Source organism: Arthrobacter sp. EPSL27, assembly GCF_001512305.1.
GTDB lineage: Bacteria > Actinomycetota > Actinomycetes > Actinomycetales > Micrococcaceae > Arthrobacter.
This window is the reverse complement of record NZ_LNUT01000005.1, coordinates 1202256-1228124: the sequence shown is the minus strand read 5'-3', so window position 1 is coordinate 1228124 and position 25869 is coordinate 1202256. Positions and strand designations below refer to the sequence as shown.

24 protein-coding genes are annotated in these 25869 nt (G+C 68.5%); 12 read left to right on the top strand and 12 right to left on the bottom strand.

From position 1 onward, the window contains the following. The first annotated feature begins 298 nt into the window (after positions 1 to 298). Entirely contained in the window at positions 299 to 1141 is an 843-nt protein-coding gene (locus tag AR539_RS16620; RefSeq protein WP_066439343.1) for a GOLPH3/VPS74 family protein, read from the top strand. 9 nt (positions 1142 to 1150) lie between these two features. On the opposite strand, the gene AR539_RS16615 is transcribed toward AR539_RS16620, so the two are convergent. The 6 genes from AR539_RS16615 to AR539_RS16595 all read right to left on the bottom strand — a co-directional run bounded on the left by AR539_RS16615 (position 1151) and on the right by AR539_RS16595 (position 6332). Then, positions 1151 to 1999 carry an HAD-IIB family hydrolase gene (locus tag AR539_RS16615; RefSeq protein ID WP_066440116.1) on the bottom strand — a complete coding sequence of 283 codons (849 nt, stop codon included), beginning with the start codon at positions 1997 to 1999 and terminating at the stop codon, positions 1151 to 1153. Positions 2000 to 2069: 70 nt separating this feature from the next. Then, positions 2070 to 3047: a DMT family transporter gene (locus tag AR539_RS16610; protein WP_231728641.1), complete on the bottom strand. Its 978-nt coding sequence runs from the start codon at positions 3045 to 3047 to the stop codon at positions 2070 to 2072. After that, entirely contained in the window at positions 3044 to 3646 is a 603-nt protein-coding gene (locus AR539_RS16605; RefSeq protein ID WP_066439341.1) for a TetR/AcrR family transcriptional regulator, read from the bottom strand. Before AR539_RS16605 ends, AR539_RS16610 begins: the two co-directional genes overlap by 4 nt. Before the next feature lie 169 nt (positions 3647 to 3815). Continuing rightward, positions 3816 to 3989, bottom strand: a complete 174-nt coding sequence (locus AR539_RS19545) for a hypothetical protein (protein ID WP_197410654.1) — start codon at positions 3987 to 3989, stop codon at positions 3816 to 3818. Between the two features lie 331 nt (positions 3990 to 4320). Further along, entirely contained in the window at positions 4321 to 5610 is a 1290-nt protein-coding gene (locus AR539_RS16600) for a cation:proton antiporter domain-containing protein (RefSeq protein WP_066439335.1), read from the bottom strand. 149 nt (positions 5611 to 5759) lie between these two features. After that, positions 5760 to 6332, bottom strand: coding sequence for an MOSC domain-containing protein (locus tag AR539_RS16595; RefSeq protein WP_066439333.1), 573 nt, complete (start codon positions 6330 to 6332; stop codon positions 5760 to 5762). A 62-nt stretch (positions 6333 to 6394) separates the two neighbouring features. Between AR539_RS16595 and AR539_RS16590 the strand changes: the two genes are divergently transcribed. The 3 genes from AR539_RS16590 (at position 6395) to AR539_RS16580 (ending at position 8055) form a co-directional block, all read left to right on the top strand. Beyond that, positions 6395 to 7189 (top strand): alpha/beta fold hydrolase, encoded by a 795-nt coding sequence (locus AR539_RS16590; RefSeq protein ID WP_066439331.1) that lies wholly within the window; start codon positions 6395 to 6397, stop codon positions 7187 to 7189. 86 nt (positions 7190 to 7275) lie between these two features. After that, entirely contained in the window at positions 7276 to 7656 is a 381-nt protein-coding gene (locus AR539_RS16585; RefSeq protein ID WP_066439325.1) for a nuclear transport factor 2 family protein, read from the top strand. Positions 7657 to 7686: 30 nt separating this feature from the next. Then, complete coding sequence (locus AR539_RS16580; RefSeq protein ID WP_157361038.1) at positions 7687 to 8055, top strand: DUF6221 family protein; 369 nt, start codon at positions 7687 to 7689, stop codon at positions 8053 to 8055. A gap of 34 nt (positions 8056 to 8089) precedes the next feature. On the opposite strand, the gene arfB is transcribed toward AR539_RS16580, so the two are convergent. Next, a complete protein-coding gene (arfB, locus tag AR539_RS16575; RefSeq protein WP_066439321.1) occupies positions 8090 to 8512 on the bottom strand; it encodes an alternative ribosome rescue aminoacyl-tRNA hydrolase ArfB in 423 nt (140 codons plus the stop codon). A 52-nt stretch (positions 8513 to 8564) separates the two neighbouring features. Between arfB and galT the strand changes: the two genes are divergently transcribed. Continuing rightward, entirely contained in the window at positions 8565 to 9686 is a 1122-nt protein-coding gene (gene galT / locus AR539_RS16570; RefSeq protein ID WP_066439319.1) for a galactose-1-phosphate uridylyltransferase, read from the top strand. A 4-nt stretch (positions 9687 to 9690) separates the two neighbouring features. Here galT and AR539_RS16565 read toward each other — a convergent pair whose 3' ends face one another. Then, a complete protein-coding gene (locus AR539_RS16565) occupies positions 9691 to 10692 on the bottom strand; it encodes a glycoside hydrolase family 16 protein (protein ID WP_066439317.1) in 1002 nt (333 codons plus the stop codon). A 338-nt stretch (positions 10693 to 11030) separates the two neighbouring features. Between AR539_RS16565 and AR539_RS16560 the strand changes: the two genes are divergently transcribed. Next, complete coding sequence (locus AR539_RS16560) at positions 11031 to 12947, top strand: ATP-binding protein (RefSeq protein WP_066439315.1); 1917 nt, start codon at positions 11031 to 11033, stop codon at positions 12945 to 12947. A 34-nt stretch (positions 12948 to 12981) separates the two neighbouring features. Here AR539_RS16560 and AR539_RS16555 read toward each other — a convergent pair whose 3' ends face one another. The 3 genes from AR539_RS16555 to AR539_RS16545 form a co-directional block, all read right to left on the bottom strand. Next, positions 12982 to 13305 (bottom strand): DUF202 domain-containing protein, encoded by a 324-nt coding sequence (locus tag AR539_RS16555; RefSeq protein ID WP_066439313.1) that lies wholly within the window; start codon positions 13303 to 13305, stop codon positions 12982 to 12984. A gap of 26 nt (positions 13306 to 13331) precedes the next feature. Continuing rightward, positions 13332 to 13676, bottom strand: a complete 345-nt coding sequence (locus tag AR539_RS19745) for a YidH family protein (protein WP_066440112.1) — start codon at positions 13674 to 13676, stop codon at positions 13332 to 13334. A gap of 490 nt (positions 13677 to 14166) precedes the next feature. After that, positions 14167 to 14772: a TetR/AcrR family transcriptional regulator gene (locus AR539_RS16545; protein ID WP_066439312.1), complete on the bottom strand. Its 606-nt coding sequence runs from the start codon at positions 14770 to 14772 to the stop codon at positions 14167 to 14169. 82 nt (positions 14773 to 14854) lie between these two features. Between AR539_RS16545 and AR539_RS16540 the strand changes: the two genes are divergently transcribed. Beyond that, positions 14855 to 15634, top strand: a complete 780-nt coding sequence (locus tag AR539_RS16540) for an SDR family NAD(P)-dependent oxidoreductase (RefSeq protein ID WP_066439309.1) — start codon at positions 14855 to 14857, stop codon at positions 15632 to 15634. A 99-nt stretch (positions 15635 to 15733) separates the two neighbouring features. Here the strand turns inward: AR539_RS16540 and AR539_RS19540 are convergent, their stop codons facing one another. Continuing rightward, on the bottom strand, positions 15734 to 18874 hold the full coding sequence (locus tag AR539_RS19540; protein WP_197410653.1) for a PKD domain-containing protein: 3141 nt from the start codon (positions 18872 to 18874) through the stop codon (positions 15734 to 15736). A gap of 661 nt (positions 18875 to 19535) precedes the next feature. On the opposite strand from AR539_RS19540, the gene AR539_RS16530 reads away from it, so the two are divergent. The 5 genes from AR539_RS16530 to AR539_RS16510 are packed head-to-tail and all read left to right on the top strand — an operon-like array spanning position 19536 to position 25841. Next, positions 19536 to 20399 (top strand): glycosyltransferase family 2 protein, encoded by an 864-nt coding sequence (locus AR539_RS16530; protein ID WP_442854412.1) that lies wholly within the window; start codon positions 19536 to 19538, stop codon positions 20397 to 20399. 1 nt (position 20400) lies between these two features. After that, a complete protein-coding gene (locus AR539_RS16525) occupies positions 20401 to 21408 on the top strand; it encodes a glycosyltransferase family 2 protein (RefSeq protein ID WP_066439302.1) in 1008 nt (335 codons plus the stop codon). Beyond that, complete coding sequence (locus AR539_RS16520; protein ID WP_157361036.1) at positions 21405 to 22709, top strand: glycosyltransferase family 2 protein; 1305 nt, start codon at positions 21405 to 21407, stop codon at positions 22707 to 22709. The genes AR539_RS16525 and AR539_RS16520 overlap by 4 nt, the downstream gene beginning before the upstream one ends. A 56-nt stretch (positions 22710 to 22765) precedes the next feature. Next, a complete protein-coding gene (locus AR539_RS16515; protein ID WP_157361035.1) occupies positions 22766 to 25021 on the top strand; it encodes a hypothetical protein in 2256 nt (751 codons plus the stop codon). A 1-nt stretch (position 25022) separates the two neighbouring features. Next, entirely contained in the window at positions 25023 to 25841 is an 819-nt protein-coding gene (locus AR539_RS16510) for a glycoside hydrolase family 16 protein (protein WP_066439297.1), read from the top strand. Positions 25842 to 25869 lie beyond the last annotated feature (28 nt).

Here is a 25869-nt window from a genome sequence, read left to right as displayed (position 1 = left end):
CATAAGTAGGCTGCTCTTCAGGTCCAAGTAGCGGGGTGCGGACCATCCAAGTAATAGCCACCCGCGGCACGCCGTTCGGTCGCAGGCCGAACTAATTCCGGCGGATGCAGCCACCTCAGATCCGGCCGGCCCTATTCGCGGAGGCGGCAATTACGCCGGCGTCCGGGCACGCCGTGTATTTCGCTCCTGCGAAGTGCTGCGCTGTCCGCAGGCGGACGATGGCGGCCGGTCCGGTCGGGGCGCAATCGGGGGCCAAATCCCCGTTGTGGTGCCGGTGCACCTGGTCCACCATGAACCTATGGATGCTGAATCACCCCAGACAGTGGAGCTGAGCCTTCCCCAGGCCTTCCTCCTTTTGGCAACAAGCGACAAGGACGGCAAGCCTGAAGTGCCGGTCTTCGCGCTCAGGAGCGCTGTGGCAGGAGCGGTACTGGCCGAACTGGACCTGCTCGGCGCGATTGAGCTGCAGGGAAAACACGTCAAAGCGACCGGCGCCACCCCTGCTACGGACTTCCACCAGGAGCTGGAGCTCATCCGCGGCAAGTCCCGGCCGCACACTCCCAAGCAGTGGGTCTCCATCCTGGAAGGCCGCGCTGAAGTGCAGCGCATCTACGAGGGGATGGTGTCCCTGGGGATCGTGGAACATATCGGGGACAAACACCTCGGCCTGTTCAGGTCCACGCGGTATCCGGAGAAGAACCACGGCCCGGAAGCAGCGCTCCTGCAAAAGATCGAAGCGGCCCTCAGCGGAACGGCGTGGACTGCGGCAAAACCCGGGCCCGGGGAGCCGGAAACGGCTCCGCCCGAGGAAGCGCCCGTCGTCGACGCAACGCCCGAAGCGGCGGCCCCCACAACGGCGGCTGACGCCACCGCGTCCGACGCAGCGCCCGATGAGGTGAAGCCGGGGGAGGGTCCGGGTGCCGGCGCTCCCGATGCCAAGGCCGCCACCAACAACGCGCCGGATGCCAGGACCACGGCGCTGATCGCCCTGCTTCAGGCGGCCGGGCGGCTCGGCGGGCTGTTCCCGGGAGCGGATCCGGCCCGCGTCATGGCGCTGTCGACGGGCCATTGGCCGTCGCGTGCGGTGGACGACGAACTTCGTCTGACCCGGCTGGCGCAGGAAGAAGCCGCCACCTTGTGACGGTTCCGGTCAGAGCAGGCCGAGCTTGGTGAAGGCCGCCACCAGGCCTTCGTCCCGCGGCCGCGCCGCGAGGTGGTCCGCGATGGCCACCAGATCGGGGTGGGACCCCTCGATCGCGATGCCGACCCCGGCGAACGCGATCATGTCAAGGTCGTTGGCGCCGTCGCCGATCGCAACCGTGTCCTCGCGGGCGATGCCCAGGTGGGCGATGACGGCCGCGACGCCGTCGGCCTTGCTGATGCCGCGCTGGTAAAGCTCCCCGGCGTGCCGGCCCTCTTCGGCCACCGAATTGGCGACGACGGCGATCTCGCCGCCGATTTCCCTCACGAGGTGTTCCATGGAGACGGGGGACTCGAAGACCGAGACCTTGGCGAACGGCACGGATGCGCGGTCCTCAGTGGCCCGCAGGGCGTCAAGGATGGCGGACGAACCGACGGCGCCCTCGGGCGACTGCCGGAAGTGGGCATCGAGGATTTCCCGCAAGCGGCCCGCCGCGGCCGGGGGAACGTGCAGCGATTCCTGGGCCTCCAGGACGTACACGGCGTCGTTGACGTCCAGCGCCCGGACCGTCCGCGCGGCCAGGTCGGCCGGGAAGCGCCGGTCCACCAGCACCGTTCCTGCCACTTCTACGTACGCGCCGGCGCTGGCCACCAGGCCGTCGAACCCTGCGGCGAGGATGCTGTCCGGCAGCATTGACACCGGCCGCCCGGTGCACAGCAGCACCCGGTGGCCGGCATCCCGCGCCGCGCGGACGGCCCGCACATGGCCCTCGGGAACCACGCCATAGTCTGCATAAGTGCCGTCCACATCAAGGAAGACGGCCCGGACAGTTCCTGCGGTGCTTGGCGTTGCGCTCATGATTCCGGATTTTACCGACGGCGCCCCGCCCCGGCCGAACCGTGCCCCGCCGGTGGAACGGCCCCGGGTCTCAGCTGCCGCGCGGCGCAACTGCCGCTTCACGCCGGCCCGCAGGATCCCCGGTGCGCAGGCGTCTCCCGGGCGCCGCGGCCGGGAGGGTCAGGACGAACAGGCTGCCGGCAATCAGGGCGGCGCCGGCCCAGCCGAGAAGGGGAAGGCGTTCGCCCACCACCAGCACGGCGAGGACGGCCGCCACCACCGTCTCGGCGAGGGACAAGGTGGTGGCCGTGCTGGCGCGCACCCGGGCCAGGCCCCAGCCGAACAGCACGTAGCCCGCGAACATCGGCACGAGCGCCATGTACGCACCCACTGCGGCGTTCTGCCAGGACCCGACGAGGGGTGCGCCGGTGGCGGCGAGTACCGGCATGAGCAGCAGGCCGCCGGTTCCGAAGACGGCGCCCATCACGGCCCGCGAGGGCAGGCCTTCGTTGATCAGGCGGTGCGCGGCCCAGGAGTAGACGGCGTAGCTCAGCCCGGCCATCAGCCCCAAGGCGATGCCCGCCGGGGTGGACCATTCGCTGCCCGCCGCGGCGCCGGGGTGGCCGGCGTCGGCGATGCACAGCAGCGCGGCGCCGGTGACGCCGAGGGTTGCCCCCGCCGCCCACCGGCCCGTAAAGGGCCGCTTGTCCGCGACGCGTTCGATCACGGCGGAGGCAAGGGGCGCCGAACCGATGGACACCACGGTCCCCACCGCCACACCGGCCAGCTGCATGGAGGAGTAGAAGGCCAGCGGATACAGGGCGACGGACACGGCGCCCAGTCCCACCATGCGCCACCGCCCCCGCAGGAACGACCGATGGTCGGCCAGGGACCGGGTGGCGATCGCGGCCTGCAGCAGCCCGCCGAAGCCCATGGCCACTGCTCCGATCGCGAGCGGGCTCACGTCCGGGGCGAAGGTGGCTGCCGTGCCGGTGGTGCCCCAGAGGACAGAGGCGGCGAGGACGAACACCGCGCCCCACGCGGCGCCCTGGAATCCCGCCGGCCTCACAGGTCGCCGATCAGGCCGGCCGCGATCCGGCGGGCCTCCCGGAGGCAGGCGTCGTCTCCCTCCAGGCCGGCCCGGGCCATGGACCCTTCCAGGAGGAAAGCCAGGTGCCGGGCCAGGGACGCCGCCCGCTCGGGGGACTGCGGCAGAAGCCCTGTCACATGGCCGGCCAGCAGCGCTTCCACCTCTTCCTTGTGCCGCCGGACCGCTTCCCGTCCGGGATCGCCGGCGGGGAGCTCGGCTGCCGCATTCAGGAGGCCGCAGCCGCGGAAGCCCCGCTCGTAGGCGAAGCCGGCGTGGTCCGCGTAGGCGTCGAACACGGCCAGGACGCGGTCCGCGGGGGCGGAAGCGCCCTCCTCCCGTGCCCGGTACAGTTCCAGCCACTCCTCGTGGCGGGCGTGCAGGTACGCGGTCACCAGGTCGGCCTTCGATGAGAAGTTGTTGTAGAGGCTCTTCTTGGCCACGCCCGCCTCGGCGGTGATGGAGTCGATGCCCGTTCCCGCCAGGCCGTCGGCGTAGAAGCGCCGAGCCGCCGCCGCGAGCAGTGCCTCGCGGGCGGGCCTCCGGCGCGGGTTCGCGGGTGCATCCTGGCGCGGTGTCACGGCGGTCCTGACTCTTGACGGTAAGTAGGTAGGCCAGTCTACCTACCGCGCACGGCGTGCGAAAGGGTGAGCTGGCCGCTTGATCCGGAGTTAAACGAAAGGAGGACGACGGCGGGAGCTGACTCCCGCCGTCGTCCTCCGGCGTTTTCTGGCTGGCTGGGCCCGGGACCTACTGGTTCAGGCTGAGCGTAAAGGTGTTCGGGCCGCTGGCGTGGACGGCGATGTTGCTCTTGGCGGTGTTGTGGCGCTCCGACAGATCGTGGATCAGGGCGTCCAGCTCGTGGTGCATGGTGGCGCGGTCCCAGAGCTTGTGGGTAACGGAGTTGGGAGATTCAAACGTCATTGTTCAGTGCTTCCATTTCTAGATCCGGAGGTCCGGCTGCCGCACCGATGCGGAGCCGCCGAGGGCCAAACCAGGAACGCCTGAGACCTTGGGCAGCTCTGCGAGCTCACCGGTTTGGCCTCATTGCGTCCACCAGGATGGGTGCCCCTGATGTGCCGTGGCGCGCCGCGCCAGCGGATTCATCGGGGCTGCGCGGCGGAGACGTTGTCCCTGCCGTGCCTTTCCATAGTGCACAGCGCGGTGTGGGCGGCTCAAGCCAGATGTCAAAAATTGCGCGTGAGTCTCATCACAGGAGCGCCTTTGGGGCCGGCGGCGCACCCCGGACTGGCGCCTATGTCCCGGGCCGCCGGAAACGTGCCGCGGCAGAGTGCTTGCGGCTCAGGCCGCGTGCCGGAGCGGGCGCCACCGGCACCGGGCCGCCGGGCTCCGGCCCCGCGGCGGCAGCGGCACGCCCGTACTGCCCGGCCAGCGGCGCGGCGCTGAAACCGTGGGCCAGGACGCTGAGCAGGACGGTGGCCGTAATGACCGCCACCGCCTGGTCGGAGAGGGACCCCAGCGCTTCCAGCGCCAGCAGCGCGAAGACCAGCGACGCCAGTCCGCGCGGTCCGAACCACCCCACGAACAGGATGGTGCGCCGGTCCAGGCCGGCGCCCATCGAAGCCAGGGCCACCGGCAGCATGCGCACCACCGTGAGGCTGAGCACGGCGTACACCAGGGTGAGCGGAACGAAGTGGCCCAGCATCGTCGGAACCGCGATGGCCCCGAAAACCATCCAGACCAGCAACGACACCAGCCCGCCGACCTGCTCGACGAAGACCAGTTCGGCCGGCGCCCGCCGCCCGGCGCACGTTCCGAACGCCAGGCCGCCGCAGAACGCGGCGACGAATCCGTTGCCGCCCACGGCAAGGGCGGCGCTGTAGGCCAGCAGGCTCAGGGCAAGGACGCCGATCCCGGCGAAATCCTCGGCGCCCGTCCCGCGCCGACGGGCCACCCGCAGCAGCCACCCGCCGGCTGCGCCCGCCGCTGCGCCCACCCCGGCGCCGATCAGCAGTTCAACCGCCGCGCTCCCGGGGCCGGCAGCGCTTTCCAGCCCTGCGGCGGCGGCAGCACCGGTGATCGCCAGCATGACCACCGGCGTGGCGATCCCGTCGTTGAGGCCGCTCTCCACGGTGATCAGCTGCCGGATCCGCGAGGGCACGGCCGGATTAGTCACCACAGGGATCCCCAGCGCGGCGTCGGTCGGGGCCAGTGCCGCACCCACGAGGAGCGCCAGCCACAGCCCGAACTGGGGGAAGAACCAGGCCGCCAGGCCCCACCCGAACACAATCGTCAGCGGCAGGCCGATGCCCAGCAGCCGCACATAGCGGCCCACGTCCCGGCGCAGCTGCTGCAGGGGCAGGCGGGCGGCGTCGGAGAAGAGCACCCACACCAGGGTGATCTCAACAACGGGAGTGATGACGGGCGGCGGAGCGGAGCTGTCTACCAGTCCCGCCCACGCCAGGGCTGCGCCGACGCCGGTGAACACAATGGGTGCGGTCAGATCCGCCTTCTCCAGCCGCACTGACACCAGCGCCCACGCGAACAGGGCGGCGGTGACCAGGACTAGGACAATCAGGTCCATCGCGGATCCCTGCCCTTTATATCGCTGCCCGTTACGTCCGTGCCCGTTATTTCCGCGTCAGGTGTGCTGGCCTCGGCCATGCTCAATTTTAGGCGCGGCAGGCCAGCCGGGGCCCCGGCCCAAAGTCCCGGTGAAGCCGCCGGAAACCGTTACGGCAGGCGGGACGGCCGCAGCAGGCTGGGCGTGCCGGCGAGTGCCGGCTCCAGGGGAACGGGACTGACCAGGACAGCCGGCCCCCGGTGCAGCACGCCGTCGGAGAGCGGCTGGCAGCGCACCCCGCCCCGCCCGCGCATGGCGGCATGCGCCCCCGGCGCGAGCATCCGGTCCATCCACGCGCACGGGTGCGCGGGCCTCCCGGCATGGAACCGGACCAGAGCGCCGCCCGATTCGAGGGCGAAGTCGCCGCCCAGCAGCGGAGCCAGATGGGCGCCCCGGAGGACCACGTTGCGGCGGGCGAGGAGCGGGTCAAACGGCCCTGCGCCCAGTTCCGCGGACATCGCCTCGAGCGCCTCGACGGCGAGCAACGTGACCGCGGCGTCCATGTGCGCGGCCTTGCCGAAGAACCGGTCACCCACGATGCCCTTGCCGGCCACCACGTCCACCCGCTCCGCGTCCGCCGTCGGGACGTCCGCCGCGCCGTCGCGGGCACGCCCGAAGTAAGCATGGGCGGGCGAGACGAGCAGGTGCAGGATCTCGACGTCGTACCGGTAGTTTGCCGTCATGCCCCCAAACTATCCTCCCCGGAGCAGGCGGCGCAGCCGGGCGGTGAGCGTAACCTGAGGCTATGGACTCCGAGGTCCGGACCCTGCGTCTCACCACCGGCATCACGGTGCCCTGCCTGGTCCGCGGACGGGAAGACGCGCAGCCGCTGCTGCTGCTGCACGCCTGGGGCGAATCCCGCCGCAGCTTCGACCGCCTTGTGCCCCGGCTGACCGGCTTCCGGGTCTACGCTCCCGACCTCCGGGGCCAGGGCGACGCCGACAAACCGGCGGACGGCTATTCGCTCACCGAACAGGCCGGGGATGCCGCCGCGATCCTCGATGCCCTCGACGTGCCCCGGGCAGCCGTCCTCGGCTCCTCCAGCGGCGGCTACGTGGCACAGCAGCTCGCGGTCACGCACCCGGAGCGCGTCGCGGCGCTGGTCCTGGTGGGCTCTCCCCTGAGCCTGCGGGGACGGTGGTCCTTTATCGACGACGTCGGCCGCCTCACCGATCCCGTCAGCGAGGACTGGGTGCGCGACTCGCTGTCCTGGTTTCCTTTGCTGCATGCCGTGCCGCGGTGGTTCATCGAGGACCGGGTGCAGGACGGCGTCAAAATGCCCGCGCACGCCTGGAAAGGCATTCTGGCAGGCCTGTGTGCCGCCACACCGCCCACCGAATCGGGCAGCATCCGCGCCCCCGCCCTGATCCTGTGGGGAGCGCACGACGGCGTGCTGCCGCGGCGGCACCAGGAAGCCCTTGCCGCGCGGATCCCCGGCGCCGAGCTGAAGGTCTATCCCGCCGTCGGGCACCTGGTCCTGTGGGAGTGCCCCGACCAGGTGGCTGAGGATGCGGCTGCGTTTCTGAGATCGGCCGGCTGAGCCCCGCCGCGGTCAGCACCGGCTGTGGCGCAATCCAGTGGGTGGGAGCACAATGCGAAACATCAACAGAAAGAGGTGTGTAGGCCGTGGATGACTCCCATACCAACGAAGACGTGGTCCACCGGCTGGTCGGCTGCCTCAACGACCGGCGGGTTGAACTGATGGACGACCTGTTCCATGACGACGCGGTGATGCACTGGCCGCAATCCGGGGAAGTGGTGCGCGGCGCGGAGAACCGGAGGGCGATCTACGGCGCGTTCCCGCAGTTGCCCACCATCACGCCCCGCAGGCTGGTCAGCGGCGGGGACCTGGTGGTCCTCGAGGCGACCCTGGACTACGACGGCCCGAAGTACGAAACCGTCTTCATCTTCGAATTCCGGGACGGCAAAATCGCGAAGGAGACGGCGTACTGGAGCGAGGCCTTCGAGGCGCCCGCCTGGCGCGCCCAGTGGGTGGAGAAAACGTAGCAGGGTTCCGGGGATGCAATGATGGGCGCCATGAATATCGTCGAGTTTCTGGAAGCGCGCATCGCCGAGGAGGAAGCCGGCATCCGGGCCGGGTCGTTCGTTGTAGGCACCACCGAAATCCCGGAGGACGGCGGCGAAGCCAAGGGTTCCCTGGGGGAGCGGATGCAGGAAGAGTGCGCACAGAAACGGGCCATCATCGCCAGCTGGCAGGAAGCCGCCGACCTGGAGGGGATAGAGGATCCGGGCGAGGCCCAGGGGACTGTCGCCATTGCGCGCCGGGCCATGCTGACCATTCTCGCCGGATCGTACCGGGAGCACCCGGACTACGATCCGGGCTGGTCTCCGGACCTGCCCACTGACGTTCCTGGCGAAGCCGCCGGGGAGCCCGCGAAGCGGTAGGCACTAGCGGTAGACGCGGGCGGTAGCCCGGTTCTTATTCGGCGGTCGGGCGCTGCCGCTGCCGCTTGGTTGCGGAGCGACGTTCCTTGGCGGCGAGCCGGCGGCGGGTGGACCCCGCGGTGGGTTTGGTGGCCCGGCGGCGGGCGGGACCAGGGGCAAGGCCCTTAGCCACCAGGCCGGCGAGCTTGGCCAGGGCCAACTCCCGGTTGCGGAGCTGGGAGCGCCGCTCGGACGCCGTCACGGTGATCACCCCGGCTACCAGGCGGCCCTCGAGCCGTGTGGCCAGCAGCAGCCGCTGGGCATCCGACAGCACCGCCGAGTCCGCCACGCTCCATGAGAGCTCAACCCGGCTGTCCGAGGTGTTGACGTGCTGGCCGCCCGGCCCGGACGACCGCGAGAACCGCCACCCCAGTTCCGACGAAGGTATCGTGAGCGCGGGTGACACCTCCAGATCCATAACTACTAGCGTTGCACGATCGGGGCCGATCCGCTCGTGTAGAACTGAAACCATGACCCGAACCACGATGACCAGGCTGGCGGACGGCCGAGAGATCCTCTACTTCGACGACGCCGGCTCCGCCGAGCGGCCCGCCGCTTCCCTCGTGGACCACCGGGATCTGCCCGCCCGCCCCGACCCGGGCCAGCTGCGCTTCGACGCGCTCAGCCGCGAATGGGTGGCCATCGCCGCACACCGGCAGTCCCGCACGCACCTTCCGCCGGCGGACCAGTGCCCCATCTGCCCCACGACGCCGGCCAACCAGACCGAGATTCCGGCGCCGGACTACGACGTCGCCGTCTTCGAAAACCGGTTCCCCTCCCTCGGCCCCGACGTCAGCGAACTCCCGCCGGCCCCAGGCTGGGGAGCGAGCGCACCCGCCGTCGGCCGCTGCGAGGTGGTGGCCTTCACCCCGCAGCACACCGGAACCTTCGCCGACCTAGGCTGGCAGCGCGTCCGCACGGTGGTGGACGCCTGGGCCCACCGCACGGAGGCGCTCAGCGCGCTGCCCGGCATCCAGCAGGTCTTTCCCTTCGAGAACCGGGGCGCAGACATCGGAGTCACCCTGCACCACCCGCACGGGCAGATCTACGCCTACCCGTACGTCACGCCCCGCGGCGCGGTCCTGGCGGCCGCCGCCGCAGAATTCGCCGCGACGTCCGACGGCGGGGCGACCCTCACGTCCTCCCTGCTGCGGGCCGAACGGCACGACGGCAGCCGGATGGTGCTGGAAGGCGAACACTTCAGCGCCTACGTCCCCTTCGCGGCCCGCTGGCCGTTGGAAGTCCACCTCGTCCCGCACCGCCAGGTTCCGGACCTCGCCGCCCTGGACGGGGCGGAGCGCGATGAGCTCGCGGAGCTGTACCCGGAGCTGCTGAGGCGCTTCGACGCGCTCTACCCGACGACCACCCCGTACATTGCGGCCTGGCACCAGGCCCCGCTGGCGCCGGCACTGCGCCGGGACGGCCACCTGCACCTGCAGCTGACCTCGCCCCGCCGCGCCGCGGACAAGCTCAAATACCTGGCCGGGTCCGAAGCCGCCATGGGCGCCTTCATCAGCGACACCACCCCGGAATCCGTGGCCACCCGGCTTCGGGAAGTGGCCGGCGCGGCAGCCGCTGCGCGGGTGTCCTGACCGGCTACTGCCACACCCGCACGTAGTCCACCTTCACGCTGCTCGCCTCGCCGAACGCCTGGAGACCGGCCGCAGCGCCCACGTTCAGAAGCAGGTAGTGGGGGCTGTTGCCGTCACTCGTGACGTATGAGTGGACCAGCCGGCCGTCGTAGTAAACGTCGTTGGCCCCGTCTTTCCGGTGCACACCGTACGTGTGGTACGTCCCGGCCCGGCAGGCGGACAGCTTCTGGCTCTTCGACCACGCCGCCGAGTGGTAGACGCTCCACACTTCGCCGGCGAGGCCTTCTGCGATGTCGATCTCGCCGGTGTGGGGGAACTTCTGCCCCACAGTCCACCACGCCGGCCAGTTGGGGATCCCGGTCCTGCAGTTTCCCGGGAAAGCGATCCGCGCTTCGGCGTAGCCGCTGGTGAACGTGAAGCCGACGTGGCCGCGGACGCCGTCCTTGGGATTGGTGGAAAGCAGGGCGCCGGACTCTGCATCGCTGAGCTGGAGGACTGCTTCGCCGTTGGCAACCCTGATGTTCTTTGAACAGGTCTTGACGTTGTTCATCATGGATTTGGGGCTGCAGTCGTTGAACCAGTACGGGGTCCAGACTTTTTTGTTCAGGACGTCGAAGTTCTCGTCGAAGACCAGATTCCAGGAGCCGGGATCGCCGGGCGGGCCACTCCGCTGCTTGGTGCCCAGGACCGGGGTGACGTCCAGCAGATCAGCGTCAGCGGGAGAGGCCTCAGCGGGAGGAGCTTCGGCGGGCGGTGCCGCGGCCGCATCGGGGGCGGGCAGGTCCGCCGGGGCGCCGGCCGCGCTCTCCGGAGCGGGAGCGGCCACCGGCACGTCCGCTTCCAGGGCGACTGGTTTAGGTGGCACGGATTCCGATGCGGTGGTGCCCGGGTCGGAAGATGCCAGCGGAAGGGGGAGGACGGTCTGCGCTGCGCTGCCCGACAGCCCCGCCAGGATGAGAAGGGAGCAGAGCCAGGCCTTGGAGCGGCCTGTCGCGGTGAAAAGCACCCCCCGTGTCGGTGCGGGCTGCCGGTGCTGTGGCCCCCCGCCGGCCGGCGCCCACCCCGTGGTGTCTGGTTGCACGTTGGCCCTTCCGTCTACGACTCGACAAGCGGCCTGAGACCCGTCTGTTGGCTCAGGCTATAAGCGGGGGCGGCGCCAGGTCAGCAGTAACCGCTACCTGTCTCTTGGATTTCACCCCTCGGATCGGCCGCCCGGATTACTTGGTTCGCGGCCGTCCCGATCATCGCCAAACTGCTACGCTCCAGCTATCGGCCCTGCCGCCTACCAGCACCGTCCGGCGCCGGTAGGTGGAGCAGCAGCGGGGCTGCGACTGAGGAGACGCCATGACGGTTGCCGAAATCCAGGTGGACCAGCGGGTGATCGGGATTGATTCGCGCCGGTTCGCTTCGGTGGAGAAGGCGCTGGTGGAGCTGATCACCAACAGCGATGACAGCTACGCCCGGCTGGAGAAGACCGGGGACCCCGTGACCGGCGCCATCAGTGTCGGCTACGAACGGCACCACACCGGCGCCGTCCTGATGGTGACGGACCAGGCGGAGGGCATGTCCTTTGAAGCCGCTGCCCGCATCCTCACCTACGGCGGCGCGCACAGCCCCCTCTCCCGTGGCGAAGGCAACGGCCGCGGGTACTTCGGCCGCGGGCTGAAGCAGGCCATCTTCGGCCTGGGCCACGGTTGGATCGAGACCGTCAAGGACGGCCGTTTCACCCGGATCGACGTCTTCCGCGGGGAGAACGGCGGCTACCTTTACGACGACGGCGAGGAGGACCGCCGCGCGTTTCCCGCCGACTATGCCCGGCTCGGCATCCCCGGCGGCGCCGGGGACGGCACCCGGGTGACGATCGTCGTCGACAATCCCCATGTCACCATCACCCAGCACGCCACCCTCCTGGAGTCACTGTCCAACAACATCTATCTGCGGGACGTGCTGGAGCGCCGGGCCGTGGAGCTGGCGGCGGGCCGCAGCAGCGAGACCATCCGCTTCCACGAACCCCCGGCCATCCTCCTGCTCGGCCCGGAACAGCCGGGAAGCTTCAGCCACGAGGGGCAGGAGTTTCCCTTCACCCTCACCCTGAAACGGGCCAAGGACGTGGAGCTCACGCTCAAGGGCGACGAACGCACCAACGGCCTGGTGGTCCTCTCCGGAATGGCGGTGCTCGACTGCACACTGTTCGAGTACGAGAACCAGGTGGGGACCGAATACCTCTTCGGCACCGTGCGCTGCGCGGCGCTGACCGAGATGCTGGGCCGCGGCAAGGCCGTCATCAGCGACGAACGGGAGGGCCTGAACTTCAAAGACCCCTTCGTGGCGGCGTTCTCCCGGGCCGTCAGCACCATGATTGGCGGGGCCGTGCAGGCGGAGAAGGAGAAACTCGCGCATCTGGAACGGGCCACCACCTCCGGGCGCACCGCCGAGATGATCGAGCGGCTTCTGCAGCGCATGAGTGAGGCGGCCGTGGTGGACCTGGGTATCGAATCGTCCCCGGAAGCCGCCGGGGAAGCCCCTGCCGCGGAAGAACCGCAGGCCGCGCTGCGCTTCACCACCCCCTTCTATTACCGGAAGCCGGGCCGCCCGTTCCACGTCGCCCTGCTGGTCGATCCGGAACAACTGCCCGACGGCGCGCAGCTCACCTTCGCGCTCGACCTGCCGGAATCCATGCGGATCGAGCCGGAGCCCGTTGCCATATCCGTCGACTCCCTTGACGGCACCCGCCGGATCGAGTGGACGGTGACGGGGGACGCCGCGGGGGAGCGGGGCGAAATGACCGTCCGGGCCGGCGCGTACTGGGCCTGGTGCGAGATGGTGGTGGCCGAACAAGCCTCCGCGCGCAGCGATGCCCAGCCCCCGCATGCTGCCGTTATCCAGCCCGCCGCCCATCCGGCCGGCCATCCGGCGGCCCACCGGGTTCCCCGGGACCATGGCATGGACCTGTTCGTCGGCTACGAATTCCGGAACCTGCACAACGCCGCAGACCGGGCCGTGTACAGCGCTGCGGAGCGCAAGGTCATCATCAACACCGGCGCGCCCACCGTGCGGCTCTACGTCGACGGGCGCGGCCGCTTCCGTGATTCCGCGCGGCTGCTGCTCGCCGAACTGTTCATGGACGTGATTTCCGACGAGCTGGCGCGGCGCCGCCTCGAACAGCACGGGAACGCCGGGGACCTCGCGGCGTTCCACCGGGCCAAGCAGGACATCATCCGCCGGTTTGGCAGCGACATCCATTTGTCGTTCCTGAGCTGATCCACACCCCGCGGCGGCGCTCCAGCCGGTGCCGCTAGGGCTGCAGCGGCAGGAACAGGACCGTATAGATTCCCACCCCGGCAAGGACCACCACGCTGCCGGCGATGGCCGCCGTCCCCTTGACGTTCGCGGTCATTGCCGCGCCGCCGATGCCGCTGGCGTGATGGTGGTAGCGGCGCCGCTGCGTGAGTGCGATGCCGAGGGCGGCCAGCAGCGACGCCGCCATCAGGGTGCCGGTGAACCATCCGTGGAGGGGCATCCAGCGCAGGAAGATGCAGGCCGCCGTAACCAGCGTGAGGGCGGTCCGCCGCCAGGCGAGGTCCGTCCGTTCGGGCTGGAGCCCGGGATCGTTGTGCATCGCAGGCTGCCTGCTCCTCGCCACGGCTACGCCGGCCGCCAGATCACAAAACCAACCAGAACGGCGGCGACGAGGGCCCCGCCCACCGCCAGGATGGGGGCGATTACCGGCACCGGAAGCGACGTCTGGTGCCGCATGGCACGTTCCACGTTCACCCAACGGAAGAAGGACCCTCCGCCCGTCACCATCCCCAGCAGGAGCAGCAGCACGGCGACGGTCTTGCGGACGTCCGGCGTGAACAGGTCTGTTGTGAAGGCCTCGACGGCGATGCCGCCCGCCACCATGGCCAGCGACGTCCGGATCCAGGCCAAAAACGTGCGCTCGTTGGCCAGTGTGAACCGGGGATCCGGTTCGGTCCCGCCGTCCAGCACCCAGGCCGAGAACCCCCGGTGGCGGCGGTCCGGTGCCGGTTCCTCCGTGCCCGGTTCTGTCGCTGCCGGTTCTGTCGCTGCCGGTTCCGTTACTGCCGGTTCTGCCGCGGCGGCCTCCGGCCCGGAGCCGTCCGCGGCCTGCGGGAGCCCGGCGGGAGGCCCGCCGCGGTGCGGGGCATCAGGTGTCTCGTCGTGTGCAGTCATGATGTTCTCAGGATGCCACTCCGGGGAAAAATACCGCACATCATCGGGGTGGTCGCCACCGCTGGCGCGTTCCGAAAACCGCCGGCGCTGCGCCAAGTGGCCTGCGCTGCGCCAAAGCGCCGGCGCTGCCCGAGTACCGCGGCGTGGAGACTTTTGCGCAGCGCCAAACACCCCGCGCAGCGCTAGCCACGCCGCGCAGCGCCAGGCTCCCCACGCAGCGCCGGGCGCCCCGCGCAGCGCCCGGCACCTTGCGCAGTGCCAACTGCACCAACGCCGGTGCCGGGGGTCAGGTCCCGGGCACCCGCAGCACTTCGACGGAGGCCAGCAGGTACGGCACCGGGTCGGGATCGGTGCCCGCAGCCCAGCGCAGCCAGGCCTCAAAAGTCGCCGCCAGATAGGCGGCGCACAAGTAGCCGGCGGTGTCCTCGGGCACCCCGTGGTCCACCAGGAAGCGGCGCGCCAGCCCTTGCTGCGGCGCCAGCGAGGCATAGCTGCGGCTCGCAAGCTCGGGATGGTGGGCGATCAGGCGCAGCCGCCCCCGGGACACGGCAAGATCGGGGATTCCGGCCACCCCCGCAACGGCGGCGGCCCGCAGCCCCGCCAGGGCGTCGCCATCGGGGGCGTACTGACCGCCGGCAGCCTCCAGCACCAGCCCGGAGGCCCGGACCGCCGGCTCCATGCCGCCCCAGATGAGATCGGCTTTGCTGGCGAAATACCGGTACAGGCTCTTGCGCCCGATCCCGGCGGCGCTGGCGATGTCCTCCATCGACGTCTGCTCGTAGCCGTTCTCCGCGAAAAGCCGCAGGGCGATCCCCGCAATGGCATCGGGGTCGATGGTGGCCGGGCGGCCGGCGGTACGGGTGCCGGCAGGCTTGGGGTCTTGCGGAGACATCACCCCAGTATTCACCCTTTTATTATGACACAGCGTGTCATAAGCTGGGGCGACGTAGATCCGAACAGTCTGGAAGGACATCATGGGCAACGACGCTGCATGGCAGGAATCCATCACCCCGAACCGCTTCGCCGGCCAGACGGTCATCGTCACGGGCGCCGGATCGGGCATCGGCCTGGCAACGGCCCTGCGCGTGGCCAAGGAAGGCGGCAGGGTGATCGCCGCCGACATCAGTTCCGAGCGGCTGGACGCCCTGGTTTCCGGGAACCAGGGACTGGACCTCGTCCCCGTGGCCGGTGACATCTCCACCGAAGAGACCGTCGCCGCCGTCGTTGCTGCCGCTGGCGGCCGGGTGGACGCCCTCGCGAACGTCGCCGGCATCATGGACCACTTCGCTCCCGTCCACGAAGTCGACGACGACACGTGGGATCGGGTCTTCCGGATCAACGTGACCGCCCTGATGCGGCTGACCCGCGCGGTGGTCCCGTTGATGCTGGACGCCGGTGCGGGCTCGGTGGTGAACGTTGCCTCCGAAGCAGGCCTGCGGGGGTCGGCCGCCGGCGCCGCGTACACCGCGTCCAAGCACGCCGTCGTCGGCCTGACCAGGAACTCCGCCGTGATGTACGGGCCGAAGGGGTTGCGCTTCAACGCCGTCGCCCCCGGTGCCACCATCACCAATATTGAGGCCACCTGGGGCTCCCAGCTCGCCGCCGAACGCCTCGGCCCGCTGATGGGCGCGAACATCCCGGCCCCCGCCACCGCGGCGCAGCTGGCAGCCTCCATCACCTTCCTGCTCAGTGACGACGGCACCAACGTCAACGGTGCGGTCCTCGCGTCCGACGGCGGCTGGTCGGCTCTCTAGCCGGAGGCGCCGCAGCGGAGGACAACGGCGCGGAAAGCAGAAGGAGCGGACGACGGCGGGAAGGTTCCCGCCGTCGTCCGCTCGTTTGGTGCCAGGGTGTCAGCTGGCCGGTTTGAGGGCGGTGCGCCAGACGGCGACGGCTTTGGCGGTGTTGAAGGTCCAGGTGGCGGTGCCGGTGGCGCCTGCGGTGGCTTGGGTGGTGTCGGCTTGTTGGGCGATTTGTCCGTCGGTGGCTTCCCAGCGTTCGGTCCAGCCGGTGGGGGCGTTGGCTCCTGATGTTGAGCTGTCGAAGCCGACGCCGCCGATGAGGAGTGCGTTGTTGCTGGCGGTGGTGATGCTGGGGGCTGCGATGCTGCTGGCTGTGTAGGTGGTGTTGGTGGCGGTGGCGACGGTGCTGTCGAGCGGGGTGGTGTTGTTCACGCCGCGGTAGGCGGTGATGCCGCCGCCCCATTTGACGGCGGTGTTCAGGGTCCAGGTGTAGCTGGCGGGGTCGGAGGCGCCGACCACGCGGTAGTAGGCGAAGACGCGTGCGCCGCTGCTGATGGACAGGTTGTTCACGATGGGGGTCCAGCCCGAGGCGGTGGTGGCGGTGGGGTTCTTGTCTGCTGTGAAGGAGGCCACCAGGACGTCGCCGGCTGCGGTGCCGGCGGGTTTGTTCAGGGTCACGGAGGTGGTGGTCGCCGTGTTGTTGGTGGTGGTCGAGGCGACGGTGGTGATGGCCGCGGTGGTGGGCGGCGGAGTGGTGCCTGTGGTGACCGTGATGGTGCGGTTGGCTGATGTGGAGCCGCCGGCGTTGGTGGCGGTGAGGGTGGCGGTGTAGGTTCCGGCGGCGGTGTAGGTGTGGGAGGGGTTCTGGGCGGTGGAGGTTCCGCCGTCGCCGAAGTTCCACGCCCAGGAGGTCGGGGTGCCGGTGGAGGTGTCAGTGAAGTTTGTGGTCAGCGGGGCCGTGCCCGAGAGCGGGGACGCGGTGAACGACGCCACCGGCGCCGCCGGAGTGGTGCCTCCGGTGCCGGCGCCCGGTTTGAGGGCGGTGCGCCAGACGGCGACGGCTTTGGCGGTGTTGAAGGTCCAGGTGGCGGTGCCGGTGGCGCCTGCGGTGGCTTGGGTGGTGTCGGCTTGTTGGGCGATTTGTCCGTCGGTGGCTTCCCAGCGTTCGGTCCAGCCGGTGGGGGCGTTGGCTCCTGATGTTGAGCTGTCGAAGCCGACGCCGCCGATGAGGAGTGCGTTGTTGCTGGCGGTGGTGATGCTGGGGGCTGCGATGCTGCTGGCTGTGTAGGTGGTGTTGGTGGCGGTGGCGACGGTGCTGTCGAGCGGGGTGGTGTTGTTCACGCCGCGGTAGGCGGTGATGCCGCCGCCCCATTTGACGGCGGTGTTCAGGGTCCAGGTGTAGCTGGCGGGGTCGGAGGCGCCGACCACGCGGTAGTAGGCGAAGACGCGTGCGCCGCTGCTGATGGACAGGTTGTTCACGATGGGGGTCCAGCCCGAGGCGGTGGTGGCGGTGGGGTTCTTGTCTGCTGTGAAGGAGGCCACCAGGACGTCGCCGGCTGCGGTGCCGGCGGGTTTGTTCAGGGTCACGGAGGTGGTGGTCGCCGTGTTGTTGGTGGTGGTCGAGGCGACGGTGGTGATGGCCGCGGTGGTGGGCGGCGGAGTGGTGCCTGTGGTGACCGTGATGGTGCGGTTGGCTGATGTGGAGCCGCCGGCGTTGGTGGCGGTGAGGGTGGCGGTGTAGGTTCCGGCGGCGGTGTAGGTGTGGGAGGGGTTCTGGGCGGTGGAGGTTCCGCCGTCGCCGAAGTTCCACGCCCAGGAGGTCGGGGTGCCGGTGGAGGTGTCAGTGAAGTTTGTGGTCAGCGGGGCCGTGCCCGAGAGCGGGGACGCGGTGAACGACGCCACCGGCGCCGCCGGAGGAGGCGGGGGAGCGGTGCCCAGGGAGCGGTAAGCGAACCAGTAGCGCTTGGTGACATTGTTGCTGGCCAGCACCACCAGGCCGGTGGTGCTGTTTACGCTCTGCTTGCTGGTGGTCACGTCGTTCATGTTGGCGGATGCGCCGTCCTGGATCACCGGGGTGCCGCGTCCGGAGGGGAAGACAGGGTTGTCCATGGATGCGGTCTTTTCGTAGATCGCGCCCGGTGTGCCGGAGAAGGCGCAGCCGCTGACATCGGTCCCGGGTGCCGTGTGGAAGGCGTGCACCATGTTGTTCTGGGTGTCCAGGACGATCTGCGGGCGGGAAACACAATCGGCCACCGTGGCGATGGTGGACGTGGTGAAGGCGCCCGTGCCTGGCCGGAAGACCAGGAGCGAGAGCTGCGCCAGGCTTTGATTGCCGGCGGTGTCGTTGAGCCCTGTCTTGATCGCGGCGAAGACCCGGCCGGCGGTGTCGGACTGGAGTGTTTTGACGTTCAGGTGGTCATCGGCCAGGCCATTGCCACGGACTGCGTCCTGCACCCGCCACGACGACGTGGCGGTGGAGCTGGTGCCGTCCGTGCGGGTGGCCCAGCGGATGGCACCCAGGCGCTGGTCGCTCCACATCACCCCGATCTTGTTGCCGCCGTAGGCCACCACTGCCGAGATGTCGTCCGGGGCCGGATTCGGGTTGGTCACAGGAATCACGAAGGGCGTGTCCCAGCTGGTTCCGCCGGATGCGGAGCGGTTGACGTAGACGGTGTTGGTGAAGCCGCTGGTGGAGTTGCCGGCGACCTGCGTCCAGGTGGCCCAGATGGCGCCGGTGCTGTCCTGGTCGATGGTCATGGACTCGCTGCTGTTGTTCATGATGGTGGTCGGAAAACCGCTGTCCAGCTTGAACGTTCCGCCGGAGTAGCTGTAGCGGTAAAGCCTGGCCGGCTGCCCGGAGACGGAGGCCCGGGGTGCGGCGTCGGAAGACACGGCCACAACGTGGGAAGCGATGTACAGATGCGTGCCGTCCCAGAGCGTGTCCGCGAGCGTGCTGGCCCGGGTGTCATTGGTGATGCCGGTGCTGACCCAGGTCTTGGTGGCAACATCGAGCCGGTAGATCTGCCAGCCGGTGCCGGTGGTCCACATGTCCGCCCACCAGGAGCCGTCGTGCCACCAGAGCTTGCTCTGCGGCTTGTCCGACGTCGGCGCGTTGCTCACCCCCGTGTAGCTCACGCTGGGATAGCCGTAGTTCGCGGCAGCTGACGCGGTGCTGGTGATACCCAGGATGCTTCCCGTCACCACTACTGCCATTACCAGGGCCTGGCTAAGCCAGCGGACGGTACGTTTCATCTTGGACGCCGTTTCTTTTGCCGTTGATTGCCGTTTTTCCAGCGGGACTTTGGTGCGGTGCTTTTTCACGCGGAGGTTGCAGATCGCTCCCGACGAGACACATGTTAGCCACTAACCCTTTACTCGGGAAGTCCAATGTCCGCTATTTGCAAATATATTTCCGGGAATTTTGGTCCATGAAGTACAGTTTGAAGATTTCCCGAATGGCCCGGGGTCGCAGTCCAGGGCGCGCCCATAATCCCGTCCCCGGGGCGTGCAGCCTCCGCCGCCGGACCGGAAGGCGGGGCCGGCGGGAAGGTCTGGATCGCCCGGCATCAGGAGCGTAGGCTTCAGGTGTCGGAACGAAAGCCCTGAAAATCCCGGGATCTCAGGCATTGTGCCGCCGACCGAGTACACCGTTCCCCGCTGGCTGAGGCTGACCGAGTAGGCCGCCGCAAAGACCCAAGTAGGGCTGTCCGGGCGACGTGCTGAAGTGAACCCGCAACCAAGTAATAGCCACTCGTGACACAACATTGGGTGAACTTTAGGCTCTAGACAAGGCCACCATCGAATGGCAGCTGGGGTGTGGGGTTTCGCATAATTCCGACGACGGCGTTCCGCCTCGTCCTTTGGTTCTCATTCGCTGATGGTAAGAAATGTCGGCGTCCGAATTTGTCATGAAGTGGTGAGGCATTTGTCTATTCCTAATCTAGGCCCAAATTCGCTTCCCGCGATTAGTGATCCCTCTCCGCGGGCATCGGTCAGCGTAGTAATTCCCACACTGAACGAGGAAATGAACCTGCCCTGGGTTTTGCGGCGGATGCCCTCGTACGTTGATGAGGTGGTGATCGTCGACGGACGTTCCCACGACCACACCATCGACGTCGCGCGGGCACTGAGGGTCGACGTCGTGGTCGTGGCCGAGCCGAGGAAAGGCAAGGGAATCGCCGTCCGTGCCGGCTTCGCCGCCGCATCGGGGGACATCATCGTCATGCTGGATGCGGACGGGAGCATGGATCCGCAGGAAATCGGCTGGTTCGTTTCTCCCCTCCAGCACGACTACGACTTCGTCAAGGGATCGCGCTACGTCACCGGAGGCGGGTCAGAGGACCTCACCTGGCTGCGGAACACCGGCAACCGGGTCCTGACGGGGCTGGCGAACACCGTGCTGAGGAGCAACTACTCTGACCTTTGCTACGGATACATCGCGCTCCGCCGGGAATGTCTCGAGGTCCTCGAACTCGAATCCGACGGCTTCGAGATTGAAACCGAGCTGATAGTCCGCGCCGCCCGCGCCGGCCTCCGCATCGCTGAAGTGCCGAGCTTCGAGCTCGACCGCATCTCTGGAGCCTCAAACCTGCAGACGTTCCGAGACGGCTGGCGGGTGCTCCGCACACTGGCACGGGAATGCACCACCTGGGAAGCGCCCACCGCGGGCGCCAGGCCCGAGTCCCTCCGGCGGGTGAAGTACACGTATCCCAACGTCCGGGTTGCCCGCACACCCACCGATCCGTACAGCGTACTGACCTTGGCGGAAGGAGCCTAAGGTGCTCGACTTCAATTTCCGGCCGTCCGCTTCCGTCGTCATTTGTTCCTACACGGAGCAACGGTGGGACCTGCTGATGGACGTCATCGACTCCGTCCACGCCCAGACGCTGCAGCCCCGGCAGGTGATCGTTGTGGTGGACCACAACGAGGACCTGTACAAGCGGCTGGTGGCTGCCGTCCAGGACGTCACCCTGGTCGAAAGCACCGGCCTGCCGGGGCTGTCGGGGGCCCGCAACACCGGCGTGGGCCTGGCCACCTCGGAGATCGTGGCGTTCCTGGACGACGACGCCGTGGCTGCCCCGGACTGGCTCGAGAAGCTGACGGCGCTCTACGACGATTCCGACGTCCTGGGTGTCGGCGGCAAGGTTGAGCCCATCTGGGAGGGCGGCCGGCCCGGCCACTTCGGCCCGGAACTGGACTGGATTGTTGGCTGCAGCCACCGGGGCCTGCCGAAAGTCGCCTCGGAAGTGCGCAACGTGGTCGGCGCCAACATGTCGTTCCGGCTCCAGGTGCTCCAGCAAGTGGGCGGCTTCAACCTTTCCCTCGGCCGGCAAGGCACGAAACCGCTCGGGTGTGAAGAGACCGAGATCTGCATCCGGGCGGCCATCGGCTCCCCGGGTTCGCGGATCGTCTACGAACCGGCAGCCCTGGTGGGCCACCATGTTCCTGTCCAGCGGGGGACGTTCCGCTACATGCTCGAACGCTCCTGGTCGGAGGGAATCTCCAAAGCCCAGGTCAGCCACGTGGTGGGCCACAAACGCGCCTTGGGGCCGGAGCGGCGCTACGTGCGCAGCGTCCTGCCGCGGGCATTCTTCTCAGCGATTGCCAGCTGGAGCCGCGGGGCAGACCCGCAGGGATTGCAGCGGGCCGGTGCCTACGTGGCTGTTCTGGCCGTCACCGCCGCAGGCTACGTCCGCGGCCGCCGCCTGGCGCAAGGGTCCGGATCGCTCCTGACCGGCTCAACCCCTGTCCCTCACCGCCGCCTTCCCTGGAGGGAAGCCACGTGATTGAAGCCGGAAGCGAGATTTCAGTGGCAACCGAAGGCGCAGGACTGGATATAGCACCATCCATGGGAACGGAGGCCGTCCCCGACTGGCCCGGCGCCCTGTGGGTGGGTGCCGTCGATCTTGAGTCCCTCGCGGGTTACACCCACCTGAGGCTCCAGGACTCGGCCGGCTACCACCGTGCCCGCCTGCTGGTGCGCAGCGGATCGTCAGTCCGCGGTTTCATCGACGTCGATGCCCCGCATGGAGTCCTGGACCGCAGCGTCCTCGAAACGGCGGTGGAGGCACTGCCGCCGGCGGTTGCCGCCCAGACGTCGTCGACGCCGTCCATCACCGTGATCGTGTGCACCCGGGACCGCCCGGCCCTGCTGCGCGGGTCCCTGGCCGCCATTCTGCGCCTCGACTACCCGAATTTCGACGTGATCGTGGTGGACAACGGCGCCAGCACCGCCGAGACCCGGGACATGGTCCGGAACGAGTTCAACGACCCCCGGCTGACCCTGATCTCCGAGCCCCGGCCCGGTTTGTCCAACGCCCGGAACGCCGGCCTGCGCCATGCGCAAGGCGACATTGTTGCGTTCACGGACGACGATGTCGTCGTGGACGAGTTCTGGCTGCGGGGGATCGCCGCCGGCTTCGAACAGGCCCCCAATGTTGCCTGTGTGACCGGCCTGGTGCCGGCGGGGGAGCTGCGTTCCGCCGCCCAGGGATACTTCGACGAGCGTGTGAGCTGGTCCAAGATTGTGGCCCCGAAGGTCTTCACCATGGAGCATCCTCCGGCGGACCTTCCGACGTTCCCTTTTTGCGTCGGTGCCTTCGGCACAGGGGCGAACTTCGCACTCGATCGCCGGACGGCCCTGGCGCTGGGGTCGTTCGACCCGGCACTGGGGGTCGGAACGCGGACGGGCGGCGGCGAGGACATCGACATGTTCACCCGGGTCCTGATGGAGGGGCACGCGCTGGTGGTCCAGCCTTCCGCGATCGTCTGGCACCGCCACCGGGCCGAACTGGAAGACCTGATTGTGCAGGTCAGCGGATACGGCAAAGGACTGGGATCGTGGCTGACGAAAATTCTCCTGAACCCGCGTACGGCACGCCTGGCCATCGCCCGCGGCCCCCAGGGCGCGCTGCACTTCCTGAGGAACGCCCGCGGGCATTCCGTGGGGCAGGGTCCCGCCCCGGAGGAGACGGTTCCCCGGGACCCGCGGATTGCTAAGGCCCTGCGGGCTGAGCTCTTCTCCGTGGCGCGCGGACCGCTGAACTACCTTCTCGAGCGCCGGTCCGGGAGGGCAGGCAAGACGTAGAAGCGCTTTTCACTCTCCGGTTTCTGCCGATGATGGATCAAGGAAGTACCAGTCCTATGAGTCTCTTACTGCAAGACGAAACACCCACTCCCAAATCCCGGAAGTCGCCGGCCTTGGCGCTTCGGGCAGACAGGCCCTGGGATTTTGGTCTGGCGGTAGCCGGCGTCGTGCTGGCTGTCCTCATTCTGTTCGACCTGGGCGGCCCGGTGCTCGCACCCGTAACCCTCACCGGGTGCCTGGTGCTGCCAGGCTGGGTCCTGGTGAGACGTCTTCCCGACGCCGATCCCGCCGCACGCCTTGTCTGGACCGTCGTGATGAGCGCAGCCCTCTACACCGGCGTGGCCCTCATCATGGCGTGGACCCGGTTCTGGCATCCCCGGCCCGCGGCGGCTGCCATCCTGGTCGCGGCGTCAATCCTGATCGCGTTCTTCCCGCCCGGGATCGGTACCGGGCGGCATGCCATCTTCGGGCAGCCGGTCAGGCGCCGGCTGGACTGGCAGTCGGTACGGACCCTGGAGGTATTCCGGGGCCGGAGCCGCTCCACTTACGTGCCCTGGGCCGTTCTTGCGCTGGCCATGCTGGCCTGGGGTGTGGCGCTGTCCGTAACGGGGGAGAACCTCATCGGAGACAAGGGGCTGCTGACCACGTTCCCCCCGCTCTGGTACCTGGCCGCTGCCGCCGTCGTGGGGCTGTGCATCTGGGCGGTCGCGGCGCGGAAGATGGCGTCCAACATCTTCCTGGCGGCCGCCACCACCAGCCTGGTGGCCGTGCTCTACGCCTCCGCTGCCATGGTGGTCAGCGTCCCGCGCCTGCCCTGGTCCTACAAACACATCGCCGTCACGAACTACGTCGGCGCCCACGGCCAGGTGGACCCGCTGATCGACATCTACAACCGGTGGCCGGGGTTCTTCTCGGTCAGCGCCTTTATGGGCGAAGTCATCGGCTACCGCGATGCCGTGGACTATGCCTCCTGGGCAGAGTTCGGCTTCGCCCTGCTGGACGTGGTCATCCTTCTGGCCATCGCCCGCACCATCACAGCCAACCCGCGGATCTACTGGACCGCCACCCTGGTGTTCGCCTTCGGCAACTGGGTGAACCAGAACTACTACTCACCGCAGGCGTTCGCCTACACCTTCTATCTGACGATGTGCCTGATCGCGCTGACGTTCCTCCGCGGCACGCCCATCCGGCTGGCCACCATGCTGGAGGGAAAGCTGCAGGGACTGCAGCGGCGTTTCAGCCGGGGGCCCACGGCCCCGGAGCCCATGGCTGTCCACTCCTCCCGCGCGCTGGTCCTGCCAGCGGCGGCCGCGATCATCTTCCTGCAGGCCGTGACGGTTCCCAGCCACCAACTCACCCCGTACATGGCCATCCTGGCGCTGTTTCCGCTCTTTTTCCTCGGCTACTTCAGGCCCCGATGGGTCGGAGCGGTGCTGGTTGTCCTGGCCGTCGCCTACCTGCTGCCGAACCTCGACTATGTCGACAACAAATACGGGCTCTTCACCGGGTTCGATATCTTCAAGAACGCGAGTTACGACCTGCCGCGAGCCGGCGAAATGGAGGATTCGTCCCGCTGGCTGTCCCGCGCTCCGGATGCCCTCTCCATCATCGTCGGCCTGCTCGGGGTGGCCGGGTTCGTCCGGAACTTCCTCCGCGGCAACGTCCGGCAAACCCTGGTGGTCAGCTGGCTGGCCGTCGCGCCGTTGTTCTGGCTGGTGGGCCAGTCTTACGGCGGGGAAGCGAAGTTCCGGGTGTTCCTCTTCGCCCTGCCGTGGCTGGCGATCGGGGCGGCCTGGCTGTTCTGGGCAGGTCCCGTCCTGACCCGCAATGCGGCATTGGGGGCCACGGCGTCGCTGACGATTCTGGCCGTCCTGTTCACGATCGTGTATTTCCAGGCGGAATCGAAGTTCCGTGTCCCCAAGGAAGACGTGGTCGCCGCGCAATGGCTGGATGCCCGGGTGCAGGAGAAGGACGTCATTCTTGAGACCAATGCGTTCTTCCCGCTCCTGATCGGGCCGAACTACCCCAGTTTCCTGGAATGGGGCTCGGTCACTTCGCTGACCAAGTTCATCCAGGCATCCGACGGAAACGTGAACATGACGAGCGTGGAGGCCTACGCCACCAAGAACTGGAAGCCGGAGCGCATCTTTGTCGTCTTCTCGGACTCCCAGCGGGCGCAGGCGATCAAGGACAACCTGTTCGATCCAGAGATTCTCACCGCGCTGGAGCGGGAGGTCAGCGCAGGGGATAAGGCCGACCATGTATTCGACAACGGAGCCGTTCGGATCTACGAGATCAGAAAGACCGGCTAGCTTGGCCGGCGGGGCCGCAGTTCTGGCCAAAGTTGCCGTACTGGCCGTCGCAGCCGCCCTGGTGATCGCGGTGGGCGTGTACCTTGCGCGGGAGCCTGATCCCGCCCAGATGCCGGTGGGTGACCTTCCGGGCTGGAAGCAGACCGGCGCGCAGGACTTCACCGAGCCGGCCCGTGCGGGCGAGGTCGGCGACGTGTACGGCGCTGACATGCGTGGCTACCACGATCTGGAGGACACCTCAGGTGCGGGCATCTACACACCGGACTCCGTGCTGTCCGTCAGAAACGGCAAGCTCGACTACTTCCTGCACACGGCGGACGGGATTCCGCGGGTGGCGGCCCCCATCCCCTTCGGCTACCGCGGCCAGACCTACGGCCGGTACTCCATCCGGTTCCGGTCCGACACCCTCCCGGGCTACAAAATCGCGTTCCTGCTCTGGCCCACCAGCGATGACTGGATCGACGGCGAGATTGACTGGCCGGAGGGGGAACTGAACGGAAAGATGTACGGCGTTTCAGCCATCAAAGACTCCACCCTCAAGGGTCCGGCCCGGTTCGATCCGCCGACGAAGTACTACGCCCCGACTGACGCCACCGACTGGCACGTCGCCACGACGGAATGGACCCCCGGCAAGGTCAAGTGGTTCTGGGACGGGGCACTCGTCGGCGAGACCACCATGCCGGAAGGTGTCCCCACCACCGGCATGCGGTGGACACTGCAGGCCGAGACGAAGGACGGGGCTGACCAGGACCCGCCCAAACCGGAAACTTCGGGACACCTGGAAGTCGACTGGATCGTGCAATATGCCTACGCGCCTTAGCCCATGACTGCCTGCGACAGAAGGGAGG